This is a genomic window from Phyllobacterium sp. T2-21 (assembly GCF_055378485.1).
Genome location: NZ_AP027912.1, coordinates 3,143,865 through 3,155,955 on the forward strand (window position 1 = coordinate 3,143,865; position 12,091 = coordinate 3,155,955).

The window sequence follows — 12,091 nt, forward strand, 5'->3', positions numbered from 1 at the left end:
GTCTCCAGAATTCCAATCGAGGATTCGTCCAATTCGCGTGCATTTTCAGTCACTGCACGCGACTTGTCCAGTTGTAACTCTGTGTGAGAGAACCGCAAGGGTTGGGGAAGAAAGTCCGTGAGATAATCTCAATCAGCACAGCGGGATGATGCTGGTGGTGGTGCGTGGTTCGACAAGCTCACCATGAGGGACGTGGTTTGGTTGCAGCATCAATCGAAGACCTTGCAGAACGCAATAACCGGAAGCCCACAACCTCCCTCATGGTGAGCTTGTCGAACCACGCACCCTTCACTCCTCATCGTCGTCGCTGGGTTCCCAGTCGGTGACCCGGACAAAGCGCTCCTGCTCGCCGGTCCGTTCAAACACGCTGCCGACCGGCGAGTCGAGCAAAGGGATGATGCTGGGATCGTAGTTGGCGATGGTGTTGACGTCGAAGATCCCGCTGTTGTCCGGGTCTTCCATGTAGTCGTCGCTTTCGAAGCCCGAGAGAAAACGCCAGCCGCTGTCCAGTGCGTTGTCGGGATCCTCGCGGTACATGAAGCGCACGGGATAGCCGTCAATTGTGATCGTATCGGTTGCGATACAGCCGCCGTAATTGCGGACCAATGGCCGTATCTCGTCTTTGCTGAGTCGATAGGTTTTATCCATGCCCGATTTTAATTGATCGTCAGCGACTTGGCGAGTCTGCGGAAACGGTCGGCAAATTTATCCTTTTCGCTGCCCCGCACGATCAGGATGGCGCGAACGTAGCGGTCACCGGCAAACCGGGCGACCTGGGCAACGTAAAGCGCATCTCCGCTGGTCGCGTCCTTGGCGCTGCCGTCAATATCCACCCATTCGCCGCCATCGGCCGGCGCGCTGCTTTCATTGTCCGAGCGGACATCCTTGATCCCGGTCAGCGACGCAAAGGCCTTCCTGGCAAAGTCCATGCGGGCGGCAGCCTCGGGCGCATTGCCGAGATTGGACGCGATGATGATCACCGGCTGCGCCGCGCTGGCGGGTACATCCTGCGGTCCGTCAGTCAGGAGGTAGGTTGCCCCGGCAATGGCACGGATCGGGCGAAATCCGGCGAGATCGCCCACCTTGAACGGCAGGGCGGCGATCTGTTCCTCAAGGGTTGGCGGCGTGCGCACCGCGATCGAGCGCAATGTGTCCTCGACATCCGCATCCGATGGCGCACCGGCAACCCCGTCGGGAATTTGCATGGTGACCATCGTCGTGGTTGTCGGTGCCTGCGACAGGACAATCCATTTGCGGTACTTGATGCCGGAGGCAATCTGGCTGCCGTGAATATATTTGGCCGCCGACGCGCCCTTGACCTGCCAGTCCTGCGCGGCACCGCTGACAACGATGCCCGTCGGCGCCAGACCTTCCGCATTGAACTTGGCGGAGATTTGCGCATAGGCATCCACCGGCAGCTCGGTCAGCACAATGGTCGCGCCCATCGCCGGGTCTTCAAAGCCGCTGAACGTCGACGAAGGCTGCATGTTCCGGGGGATGACCAGGCCGACGCTGGAGCCTTCCGGGAAAACAGCCTCCTGCGCAAAGCCCGCCTGCACATGCGCAAGCGACATCATCATGAAGACCAGAAAGGCAGTTATGTAGCGCATGAAGGCATTTCCCGTCGCGTTGCATTGTTGTGACTAGCAGTGCCCGGAACGGTCTGGCAAGCCATTGGTTTCACGGGGACGGGAAATGCGCGGTGCATGACTTATAGTGCGTGGTTCGACAGGCTCACCATGAGGGAGGTGGTTTGACTGCAAAGCCAATCTTAGACGTCGCAGAATAGTGCTTCCTGCAATCCTCCACATCCCTCATGGTGAGCCTGTCGAACCACGCACCGTGAAATTTGTCAGCTCAGATATTTCTTGAAGAACGCCACCGTGCGGCCCCAGGCGAGATCGGCGGCTTCCTTGCTGTAGCGGGCGGTGGACGTATCGTTGTTGAAGGCGTGGTTCACGCCCTCATAGACCTCGATGTCGAAGGTCTTGCCATTGTCCTCAAGCGCTTTCCTGTAACCGTCGATGCCCGCATTGATCCGCGTGTCGAGCCCCGCATAGTGGAGCAGCAGCGGCGCCTTGATTTTTGCAACGTCCTCGGCCTTGGGCTGGCGGCCGTAATAGGCCACCCCGGCGTCGAGGTCCGGCGAATTGACGGCCAGATCATTGACCAGTCCGCCGCCCCAGCAAAAGCCCATGACGCCGACCTTGCCGTTGGCATACTTGACCGATTTGAGATAGGCGATCGTCTCGACGCCTTCGGCAATGGTCTTTTCGGGGTCGAGATTGGCAATCAGGTCGCGCGCCTTGTCTTCGTCCGAAGGCGTGCCGCCGGCCGACGACAGGAAGTCCGGCGCAAAAACTGTAAAGCCTTCCAGCGCCATGCGCCGGGCAATATCGCGGATATGCCTGTTGAGACCGCGATTCTCATGAATGACCACGACCACCGGCAGTTTCGCCGTCGTGTCGGTCGGGCGTACGCTGTAGCCTTTCATGTCTCCCGCCGGGCCGGAATGAATGACGTCCTTGGTGAGCAGCCGCGGATCGTCGGATGCGACGACTGCGGCCTGTGCCGAATTTGCAGCCAGCATCGGCGCAATGACCGCGGCAGCGGCGCCGGAGCCCGCCAGTTTGGCGAGCTTGTCCATGAAGGACCGGCGGTCGAGGGTCAGATGCGTGTATTCGTCATAGGCATCGACCATGGCCTGACTGATCGTCGGAGTTTTCTTCGGCTTGTCCATTGTGGCTCTTTCCATCGAAAAGGACTGCCGGGCCATCAAACCCCCGCCGTTTCCCATCACCCTTGCAGGCAATGCGAAAGGACACCGGTGGAGAGCGCAACGCCGAGTCCAGTCATCACTGTGGCGCCAATTTCCCAGACGCCGACCGCCTCGTCAAGGCGGGCAGCACCGGATTGCCCCGGCACTGCCCGCACGCAAAACCTACTTGTCCTCGCAAAAGCTGATCCGGTTGCTGAACGGATCGATCACATGCACCTCGCGGCCCCAGGGCGCTTCTTCGAGCCCCGGGTTCATGAAGCGGTAGTTCCTGGAATGAAGCTCCTTGTGAAACGCTTCGATGCCCGTCATGCGCACGAAAACCCGGGCGCCGGGGCTGGCATCGCCGGAATGTTCGCTCAGATGCAGCGTCAGGCCGGAGCGCGTCACCTGACAGTAAAGCGGCGTGTTATCCTCGAACCGGTGCTCCCAGTCGAGGGTAAAACCGAGATAGTCCAGGTAGAATTCCTTGGCCTTGTCAACGTCGAAAATCCGCAGGATCGGGTTGGCCGGTCCAAAGGAGATGGCTCCCTTCGGCGCGGGCCCGTCCTCCGCGATCTTTGCCGCCAGCACGTTCCAGTTGTCGAGACCGAAGCCGGCCGCAACAAGCTCCAGACCGTCACTGTGGGAAATCTCGATATTTTTGGCGGCAAGCGCCTGTCGCAGCGATTTGGCCATCGCCTTGGCGTCATGAAACGTTCGCATCGTCTATCCTTCATAGGGGTGAACGCGGAAAGTCAGTGCCCGCATTGCCGACCCGTTCACCATGCAAAGGATGAAACGCAGCATCGTTCGATACATTCACCATGGGTTGAACCCCCGCGAGCGGCTGGCCGTATCTGCCTGGTGAATTGATATGAGCAGTTTTGCGCCGCGTCAACTGGATTAAAACAGTCAACAAAACCCTCCCGGCTGCCGACCCGGGAGGGTGCGATGGTGCGCCCCGCCTATTTCGGCAGGGTATAGGCGATGACGTAGTCACCGGCCTTGGTGTTGATCGAGCCGTGGCCGCCGGCGACCATGACGACGAACTGCCGCCCGTCGGGCAGCGCATAGGACATGGGTGTGGACTGTCCGCCCGCGGGAAGACGCCCTTCCCACAGCTGCTTGCCGGTGGTCACGTCATAGGCACGCAGATAATTGTCAACCGTTGCACCAAGGAATGCGACGCCGCCCGCCGTGATGATCGGGCCGCCCAGCCCCGGCACCCCGACCTTGAGCGGCAGGGGCAGCGGCGAGGAATCGTACACCGTGCCGTTGCGGTGCTTCCAGGCGATCTTGCCTGTGCGCAGGTCCGCCCCCGCCACATAGCCCCAGGGCGGGGTCTGGCATGGCAGGCCGAGCGGCGAGACGAACGGTCCCATCACCACCGCATAGGGTGCGCCTTCATTGCGGTTGAGCCCCTGTTCGCTGCCCTTGGTGCCCGCGCCCGGTGCCGGCACATCGGCGCGCGGCACGAGCCGTGAAGTGAAGGCCAGATAGGTCGGCATGCCGAACATCACCTGCCGCTCCGGATCGACCGCCACGCCGCCCCAGTTGAACACGCCGAAATTGCCGGGGTAGATCAGCGAGCCCTGCAGCGACGGCGGCGTATAGCGCCCCTCATAGCGCAGCTTGAGGAATTGGATGCGGCAGGCGAGCTGGTCGAACAGCGTCACGCCCCACATGTCCTTGCCCTGCAGCGGTCGCGGTATGAATGTCAGGCCGGAAACCGGCTGTGTCGGCGAGGTGTGGTCGCCCTCGATGGCACCGCCGGGGGCAGGCACCTCCTCGACCGGAATGATCGGCTCGCCCGAACGCCGGTCGAGCACGTAGATATCGCCCTGCTTTGTCGGGCCGACCAGTGCCGGAACCGCTCCGCTTGCGGTGTTGATGTCGACAAGGCTTGGCTGCGAGGGCACGTCCATGTCCCAGAGATCGTGATGCACCGTCTGGCGCACCCAGCGCATCTGCCCGGTGTTGAGATCGAGCGCCACGATGGAGGACGAGAATTTCTCCACATTGGCGGACCGCCCGGCGCCAAGCTGGTCCGGCGTCTGGTTGCCGAGCGGCACATAGAGCAGCCCGAGTTTTTCATCGGCGCTGGAAATTGACCAGCTGTTGGGGGAATTGGCGGTGTATTTCTGTCCCTCCGGCAGCGGCGTCGTCACATCGGGATTGCCGGAATCCCAGTTCCACACCAGCGCGCCGGTATTGATATCGAAAGCGCGGATGACGCCGGACTGTTCGTGGATCGAATAATTGTCATTGACTGCGCCGCCGACGATGATCTTGCCCGCGGCAATGACCGGCGGCGAGGTCGAATAGTAGTACCCGGCGGGGTTATAGGGCATGCCGGTTTCCAGATGGATGGTGCCCTTGTCGCCAAAAGCCGGGCAGACCTGGCCATTGGCCGCATCGAGCGCGATCAGCCTTGCATCGGCGGTCGGCATATAGACCCGCTCGGCGCAGGGTTGTCCGGCCGCGACGGTGGCATCGGCATAATAGGACACGCCGCGGCAGGTCTGGTGCTGCCGGTCGTCATTGTCCTTCACCTGCGGATCAAAGCGCCATTTTTCCTTGCCGCTGGCGGCATCGAGCGCAATGACGAAGTTGTGCGGCGTGCAGATATAGAGCGTGTCGCGCACCTTGAGCGGTGTCACCTGATAGGTCGTTTCCGGAATATCGGTGGAGCGGCGCACATCGCCGGTCTGGTAGGTCCAGGCCACCTGCAGCTTGGCGACGTTGTCGGGCGTGATCTGCTTCAGCGGCGAATAGCGCTGGCCGTAGAGGCTGCGGCCATAGAAGTGCCAGTCGTCATTGGCCACGCCGCCGATATCGGGCGTGGCGGTCACCGCCTCCCGGCTCAGCTGGCCGGGAAGATCGAGCGGGTCCCGGGTCATGGAATAGCCGGCAACGCCGAGCGCCACCAGAACGGCCAGCCAGAGCGGCGCCGCCCCCAGAGAGGCAGAGCCGGCATCGGCACGGGTCAGCCGGCCGCGCACCCACGGTGTCAGGAGCCAGAGCCCGAGCAGGATGATCACGCCGCCGCGCGGCGCCAGCTGCCACCAGTCGAAGCGGATTTCCCAGATGGCCCAGCCCAGCGTGCCGATCACCAGCAGCGCATAGACCGGCAATGCGGCCGAGCGCCGCCGGAAGAGGAGAATGGATGTGACGAGAAAGGCGAGCGCAGCGATGACGTAGTACCAGCTGCCGCCGAGAACGGCGAGCCAGACGCCGCCCGCACCCAGGGCAGCCGCGATGATCAGAAAAAGGAGAGCCGTCAGAGTGATTGCCATGGCAGGGATCCTTTCCAAGCTCAATCAAGATCGAATGGTCCTGACATGAGGCTGCGAACGGGCCATCGGCTGCCAGATTCCTCTCTGACCTAGGCGTATGCCCTAATTCAGAACGGCGCAATATCAACGATTGCAAATTTCAATCGCAAGTTTCAGGGGAAACTCTGCGCTAAATGCTGTATGTTCTTGCTTTGTATCGGATCGGTCTGGTTTTTCGATGCCGAATCACTACATTGGAGTGAAATGTCCGGATTGCCTGACGATATACCATTCTTCGATGAACCTGATGCGCCTCGCCAGCCGCAGGGCATAGCCGCACGCGCCATGCAGGCGCGCGGCGCGCCGCCCTATCTCAATGGTCTCAACCCGGAACAGCGACTTGCGGTTGAAACCACCGAAGGGCCGGTGCTGGTTCTCGCCGGTGCCGGAACCGGCAAGACACGGGTGCTGACCTCGCGCATCGCCCACATCCTCTCCCTCGGCAAGGCCTATCCCAGCCAGATTCTTGCGGTGACGTTCACCAACAAGGCGGCGCGCGAGATGAAGGAGCGCATCGGCGTTCTCGTCGGCGGTGCCGTGGAAGGCATGCCCTGGCTCGGCACGTTCCACTCCATCGGCGTCAAGCTGCTGCGCCGCCATGCGGAACTGGTCGGCCTGCGCTCGGATTTCACCATTCTCGACACGGATGATGTCATCCGCCTGATCAAGCAGATCATTCAGGCCGAAGGGCTCGACGACAAACGCTGGCCTGCCAAGCAGTTCGCGCTGATGATCGACGGCTGGAAGAACAAGGGCCTCGGCCCTACGGAAATCCCCGAGGGCGATGCCCGCGCCTTTGCCAATGGCAAGGGCCGCGAACTCTATACCGCCTATCAGAACCGCCTGAAGACGCTCAATGCCTGCGATTTCGGCGACCTGCTCTGCCATCCCATCCGCATGTTCCGCGCCTATCCGGATGTGCTGAAGGAATATCACGCCAAATTCCGCTACATCCTCGTCGACGAGTATCAGGACACCAACACAGCCCAGTACATGTGGCTGCGCCTGATCGCGCAGGGCTCAAAGAATGTCTGCTGCGTCGGCGATGACGACCAGTCGATCTATGGCTGGCGCGGTGCGGAAGTCGACAATATCCTGCGCTTCGAGAAGGATTTTCCCGGCGCGGTGGTGATCCGCCTGGAGCGCAATTACCGCTCGACGGCGCATATTCTCGGCGCGGCGTCGTTCCTCATTTCCCACAATGAGGGCCGTCTCGGCAAAACCCTGTTCACCGATGCGCCGAATGCCGAAGACGCCAAGGTCAATGTGCATGCCGCCTGGGATTCCGAAGAGGAAGCCCGCGCGGTCGGCGAGGAAATCGAACAGGCGCAGCGCCGGGGCCACAACCTCAATGATATGTCGATCCTCGTGCGCGCCTCCTTCCAGATGCGCGAGTTCGAAGACCGTTTCGTCACCCTCGGCCTGAATTACCGCGTCGTTGGCGGCCCGCGGTTCTACGAGCGCCTCGAAATCCGCGATGCCCTCGCCTATTTCCGCGTCGTGGCTCAAGGGTCCGATGACCTTGCGCTGGAGCGCATCATCAACACGCCCAAGCGCGGCCTGGGTGAAGCCGCCGTGCGGCAGGTGCATGACTATGCCCGCGCCCGCGATATCGGCATGCTCGATGCCGCCGCCGATCTGGTGCAGACGGAAGAGCTGAAGCCCAAACCCCGTTCCGCCCTGCGCGAAGTGGTTGAAAACTTCCACCGCTGGCAATCTTTGATTGATTCAACGCCGCACACCCAGCTCGCCGAAATGATCCTCGACGAATCCGGCTATACCGCCATGTGGCAGGCCGACCGCTCGGCGGAAGCGCCGGGCCGGCTGGAAAACCTGAAGGAACTCATCCGCTCCATGGAGGAGTACGAGTCCCTGCGGTCGTTCCTCGAACACGTGGCACTGGTCATGGACGCCGAGCAGAATGAAAATCTCGATGCGGTCAACATCATGACGCTGCATTCGGCCAAGGGGCTGGAATTCGAGACCGTCTTCCTGCCCGGCTGGGAGGAAGGCCTGTTCCCGCATCAGCGTGCGCTGGATGAGGGCGGCCGCTCCGGCCTTGAGGAAGAGCGGCGCCTCGCCTATGTCGGGCTGACCCGCGCCAAGAAGAACCTGCATATCTGGTTCGTCTCCAACCGGCGCATCCACGGCCTCTGGCAGTCGACCATCCCCTCCCGTTTCCTCGAGGAACTGCCGGAAGCGCACGTGGAAGTTGTTGCGACAGGCAATTCCTATGGCGGATACGGCTCCGGCGGCGGCTATGGCCAGTCACGCTTCGACCGCGCCGATCCGTTTGAGAACACCTATTCAACGCCCGGCTGGCAGCGCGCCCAGCAGAACCGTTCTGACGCCACGCGCAACAATTGGGGCTCGCGCTCCGGCGCAAAGGTCGAGCGCATCGGCTATGGCGAGACGGATTCCGGCCACGGTGCCGGACGCGGCTCGGTCAAGGGCCGCATGATCGATGGCGAGCTGGTGGCCAAATCCGTCAGCGAAACCCCGTCGAATTTCGACGTCGGCGACCGGGTGTTCCACATCAAGTTCGGCAACGGCAATGTCTCATCCATCGAAGGCAACAAGCTGACCATCGATTTCGACAAGGCCGGGCAAAAACGCGTGCTCGACAGTTTTGTGAAGCAGATCTGAGCGGACTGGGTTCATTCACCCCCCTCTGGGCTGCCGCCCATCTCCCCCACAAGGGGGGAGATCACATCGACATCAGTGATTTTACGTAATTTTCAATGTTGAAGATTAGCTGAAACAGCTGTGAAAGCTGATCTCCCCCCTTGTGGGGGAGATGTCCGGCAGGACAGAGGGGGGTGTAAACCCAACGGAAACACCCCAAACCTATTCCGGCTTGCCCTTGGTCCAGGTGACATTTCCGGCAAACAGCGGAATCGTGGCAATGGAGGTTTTGGCGGACCCGTCCTGCACCTGGCTGGCATGGGCGAGATAGATCAGCGCATTGTTCTGCTTGTCGTAGATGCGGGTGATGTTCAGCTTCTTCCAGATCAGGCTGGTGCGTTCGGAAAACACCCGCTCGCCGCCCTCGCCCAGCTTGATGTCGCCGATGACGATCGGGCCGGTCTGCTGGCAGGAGATCGACGCATTGGACGGATCCTCGAACCAATTGCCCTTCTGCAGCCGGTCGATCACGCCGCGCGAGAACGAGGCAAGATGGCAGGTCACCCCCTGGATCTTCGGGTCGGCAACCGCATCGATGACGATGTCATTGCCCAGCCAGTCGACGCCGACCTTGCCGACCTCCTCCGCCTGAGCCGGCAGGATGGCGGCGCCCAGTAGGGCCAGAGCAGCGAGCATATGCTTCATCGAGAATCTCCTGAAATGGTTGGGCTTGCCAGACACAGTTGGATACGGCGTTACGGAATTGCAAGCAGAACGGCCCGCCGCTCCTATCGTTCCCACTTCGCCAGAAAATCCTCGATGCCAAGCGACTGGATATCGGGGATGGCCTCGAAAATCGTCGTCGCGGGCCAGTCCCACCAGGCCAGCGCCATCAGGCGCTCGGCAATGGCGGCGGGAAAACGCGGACGGATCGGGCGCGCCGGATTGCCCGCGACGATGGTGTAGGGCGCCACGTTTTTGGTCACCACCGCATTGGCGCCGATCACCGCGCCGTGGCCGATGCTGATGCCGGGCATGATAACGGCGCCATGGCCGATCCACACATCGTGGCCGATGCTGACGCGCTTGGCCTGCCGCCGGGCACGGAAACCGAAATCGACCCCCTGATACCGGAAAAACTCATTGGGCCGATAGCTCACCTTGTGGGTGGTCAGCCGTTCCATCGGATGTTCCAGCGCGTTGATGCGCACATTGGACGCGATGGAGCAGAAGCGGCCGATATCCGCATAGATGCCTTCGCTGTGGCGTTCGATGTAGGAAAAGTCCCCCATCGTCACGTCGCGCAGGATCACCCGCTCGCTGACCTCGGCGAAACGGCCGAGCTTGACGCCCTTGAGCTGTGCCGTCGGGTGGATGCGCGGTTCGGGATTCTGGAAGCGGAGGTCGTCGGGATCAGCCATCGTGCTTTCTCAAATAAGGTTGCGGCAATTCTTTTGCATAAAAGCCGGTGAAATCCTATAATCCCCGCATGAAATCATCCTATTCCATCAGCCCATCGCGATTGACGCTCTACACGACACTGGCACTCTTTGCAGCCATGGCGACGGGCGCAACCTTTGCCGCATGGTTCAACCATGGCGATACGATCTTCCTGTCGCTGATCCAGGCTGGTCTTTCCTGGTGCATATAGAAGCACCAACACAGCCCCCAGAGGAAATGTACTTATGAACAGACGTCTGATGCCGTTTCTTGTCGTGGCGATCATGCTGCTGGCCGCCGCGGCCGGATGGATCACGTTCCAGTCCTACCGCCATCAGCCGGGCTCCGCCAATGCCGGCCCCTTCGGCGTACCGTTTCAGCTTGTGACCATGAACGGCGAGCCGGTCACCGAGGCGGCGTTCCGGCAAAAACCGTCAGCGGTGTTCTTCGGCTTCACCCATTGCCCGGAAATCTGCCCGACCACCCTGTTCGAACTCGATGCCTGGCTGAAGCAGCTCGGGCCCGAAGGCCAGAATATCAACGCCTATTTCGTCACCGTTGATCCCGAGCGCGATACCGCCGGTGTCATGAAAACCTATGTCGGCAATGTCTCGGACCGCATCACCGGCATAACAGGCGATCCGGACAAGATGGCGGCCATGCTCAAGGGCTACAGCGTCTATGCGCGCAAGGTTCCCACGCAAGGCAGCGACTACACCATGGACCACACCGCCTCGGTCTTTCTTCTGGATAGCAAGGGCGGTTTCTTCGGCACCATTGCCTATGGCGAAAATCCTGATACGGCTGTGGCAAAGCTAAAACGTCTGGCCAAGAGCTAATGGACTACCTAATGGTGCGTGGTTCGACAAGCTCACCATGAGGGAGGGTGTTGGCTGCAAGGCCAAACTGAAACATTGCAGAATAGAACTCCCTGCAACCCTCGGCTTCCCTCATGGTGAGCTTGTCGAACCACGCACTCAGGACCAAGCAGAGCCGCCTGCCATTTCGAAAGTATCCGACCCGATGACCCAGACCCGCCTGTTCCTCACCGCTGGCAAGATCGAAGCCGACCGCGTGTTCGACCTGCTGCAGCTCGCCTTCGAAGAGGATGGCCTGCCGATTTCCACTTTCGAAGTGGACGAGGATGCGGAAATCTTCGACGTCTCGGTCTATACGTTCGAGCCCGACGAGATCGAGCCGCGCATCCGCGATGTCCTGGGCAGCCATGCCGTCAAGCTCGACGTGCAGCGCGAACAGGTCCCCGATATCGATTGGGTCGCCCATTCGCTCGAAGGCCTCTCGCCGGTGCGTGCCGGACGGTTCTTCGTGCACGGCTCGCACGACCGCGACAAGCGCCGCATCAACGATCTCGGCATCGAGATCGACGCCGGTCTTGCCTTCGGCACGGGCCACCACGGCACCACCTCCGGCTGCCTCGACATGATCGGCGAGGTAATCCGCCGCGAACATCCGCGCAATGCGCTGGATCTGGGCACCGGCAGCGCCGTGCTGGCCATCGGCATTGCCAAGCTTGCCCCCATTCCGGTTCTGGCGACGGATATCGATCCGGTGGCCGTCGCGGTGGCACAGGACAATGTGGTGAAGAACGGCGTCGCTGCGCGCGTCCAGACGGAGACGGCCACGGGCTTCCATCACCCGGCCATGCGCTTTGCCGCGCCGTTCGACCTGATCGTCGCCAATATCCTCGCCCGCCCGCTGATGCAGCTCGCGCCGGAGATGCGCAGGCATCTGGCCTGGGGCGGATCGCTCATTCTCTCGGGCATTCTGGAAACCCAGCGTGACAAGGTGCTGGCGGCCTATCGCGTACAGGGTCTTTTCCACCAGAAAACGCTGCGGCGCGAGGGCTGGGTCACCCTGCACCTCAAGGCGAAATCCACCTACTGAATGAAAAGGGCAGCTTTCGCTGCCCTTT

11 protein-coding genes are annotated in these 12,091 nt (G+C 61.3%); 4 read left to right on the forward strand and 7 right to left on the reverse strand.

What is annotated here, in order from left to right:
* Nucleotides 1-288: 288 nt before the first annotated feature.
* The 5 genes from ACZ5FP_RS15750 to ACZ5FP_RS15770 form a co-directional block, all read right to left on the reverse strand.
* Nucleotides 289-648, reverse strand: coding sequence for a DUF2185 domain-containing protein (locus tag ACZ5FP_RS15750; protein WP_223612758.1), 360 nt, complete (start codon nucleotides 646-648; stop codon nucleotides 289-291).
* 8 nt (nucleotides 649-656) lie between these two features.
* Nucleotides 657-1,610, reverse strand: coding sequence for a hypothetical protein (locus ACZ5FP_RS15755; RefSeq protein ID WP_464661214.1), 954 nt, complete (start codon nucleotides 1,608-1,610; stop codon nucleotides 657-659).
* A 242-nt stretch (nucleotides 1,611-1,852) separates the two neighbouring features.
* On the reverse strand, nucleotides 1,853-2,740 hold the full coding sequence (locus tag ACZ5FP_RS15760; protein ID WP_464661215.1) for a dienelactone hydrolase family protein: 888 nt from the start codon (nucleotides 2,738-2,740) through the stop codon (nucleotides 1,853-1,855).
* Nucleotides 2,741-2,941: 201 nt separating this feature from the next.
* The gene (locus tag ACZ5FP_RS15765) at nucleotides 2,942-3,481 is read right to left on the reverse strand and encodes a glyoxalase superfamily protein (protein WP_464661216.1); all 540 of its coding nucleotides are present in this window, start codon (nucleotides 3,479-3,481) and stop codon (nucleotides 2,942-2,944) included.
* A 242-nt stretch (nucleotides 3,482-3,723) separates the two neighbouring features.
* Entirely contained in the window at nucleotides 3,724-6,054 is a 2,331-nt protein-coding gene (locus ACZ5FP_RS15770) for a glucose/quinate/shikimate family membrane-bound PQQ-dependent dehydrogenase (RefSeq protein WP_464661217.1), read from the reverse strand.
* A gap of 243 nt (nucleotides 6,055-6,297) precedes the next feature.
* Here ACZ5FP_RS15770 and ACZ5FP_RS15775 point away from each other — a divergent pair, with 243 nt between their 5' ends.
* Nucleotides 6,298-8,739, forward strand: coding sequence for an ATP-dependent helicase (locus ACZ5FP_RS15775; protein ID WP_464661218.1), 2,442 nt, complete (start codon nucleotides 6,298-6,300; stop codon nucleotides 8,737-8,739).
* 201 nt (nucleotides 8,740-8,940) lie between these two features.
* On the opposite strand, the gene ACZ5FP_RS15780 is transcribed toward ACZ5FP_RS15775, so the two are convergent.
* Together ACZ5FP_RS15780 and ACZ5FP_RS15785 are read right to left on the reverse strand one after the other, a co-directional pair.
* Nucleotides 8,941-9,423 carry a CreA family protein gene (locus ACZ5FP_RS15780; protein WP_403176842.1) on the reverse strand — a complete coding sequence of 161 codons (483 nt, stop codon included), beginning with the start codon at nucleotides 9,421-9,423 and terminating at the stop codon, nucleotides 8,941-8,943.
* 83 nt (nucleotides 9,424-9,506) lie between these two features.
* The gene (locus tag ACZ5FP_RS15785; RefSeq protein ID WP_464661219.1) at nucleotides 9,507-10,139 is read right to left on the reverse strand and encodes a DapH/DapD/GlmU-related protein; all 633 of its coding nucleotides are present in this window, start codon (nucleotides 10,137-10,139) and stop codon (nucleotides 9,507-9,509) included.
* A gap of 68 nt (nucleotides 10,140-10,207) precedes the next feature.
* Between ACZ5FP_RS15785 and ACZ5FP_RS15790 the strand changes: the two genes are divergently transcribed.
* From ACZ5FP_RS15790 to ACZ5FP_RS15800, 3 genes are all read left to right on the forward strand, one after another.
* Complete coding sequence (locus ACZ5FP_RS15790) at nucleotides 10,208-10,369, forward strand: hypothetical protein (protein ID WP_223612750.1); 162 nt, start codon at nucleotides 10,208-10,210, stop codon at nucleotides 10,367-10,369.
* Nucleotides 10,370-10,403: 34 nt separating this feature from the next.
* Nucleotides 10,404-10,997 carry an SCO family protein gene (locus tag ACZ5FP_RS15795; protein ID WP_464661220.1) on the forward strand — a complete coding sequence of 198 codons (594 nt, stop codon included), beginning with the start codon at nucleotides 10,404-10,406 and terminating at the stop codon, nucleotides 10,995-10,997.
* A gap of 184 nt (nucleotides 10,998-11,181) precedes the next feature.
* Nucleotides 11,182-12,063, forward strand: coding sequence for a 50S ribosomal protein L11 methyltransferase (locus tag ACZ5FP_RS15800; RefSeq protein ID WP_464661221.1), 882 nt, complete (start codon nucleotides 11,182-11,184; stop codon nucleotides 12,061-12,063).
* Nucleotides 12,064-12,091: the final 28 nt, after the last annotated feature.

Bases quoted from the DNA above. Each gene is read 5' to 3' on its own strand.
- ACZ5FP_RS15750 (WP_223612758.1), bottom strand. From the start codon at position 648: ATGGATAAAACCTATCGACTCAGCAAAGACGAGATACGGCCATTGGTC.
- ACZ5FP_RS15755 (WP_464661214.1), bottom strand. From the start codon at position 1,610: ATGCGCTACATAACTGCCTTTCTGGTCTTCATGATGATGTCGCTTGCG.
- ACZ5FP_RS15760 (WP_464661215.1), bottom strand. From the start codon at position 2,740: ATGGACAAGCCGAAGAAAACTCCGACGATCAGTCAGGCCATGGTCGAT.
- ACZ5FP_RS15765 (WP_464661216.1), bottom strand. From the start codon at position 3,481: ATGCGAACGTTTCATGACGCCAAGGCGATGGCCAAATCGCTGCGACAG.
- ACZ5FP_RS15770 (WP_464661217.1), bottom strand. From the start codon at position 6,054: ATGGCAATCACTCTGACGGCTCTCCTTTTTCTGATCATCGCGGCTGCC.
- ACZ5FP_RS15775 (WP_464661218.1), top strand. From the start codon at position 6,298: ATGTCCGGATTGCCTGACGATATACCATTCTTCGATGAACCTGATGCG.
- ACZ5FP_RS15780 (WP_403176842.1), bottom strand. From the start codon at position 9,423: ATGAAGCATATGCTCGCTGCTCTGGCCCTACTGGGCGCCGCCATCCTG.
- ACZ5FP_RS15785 (WP_464661219.1), bottom strand. From the start codon at position 10,139: ATGGCTGATCCCGACGACCTCCGCTTCCAGAATCCCGAACCGCGCATC.
- ACZ5FP_RS15790 (WP_223612750.1), top strand. From the start codon at position 10,208: ATGAAATCATCCTATTCCATCAGCCCATCGCGATTGACGCTCTACACG.
- ACZ5FP_RS15795 (WP_464661220.1), top strand. From the start codon at position 10,404: ATGAACAGACGTCTGATGCCGTTTCTTGTCGTGGCGATCATGCTGCTG.
- ACZ5FP_RS15800 (WP_464661221.1), top strand. From the start codon at position 11,182: ATGACCCAGACCCGCCTGTTCCTCACCGCTGGCAAGATCGAAGCCGAC.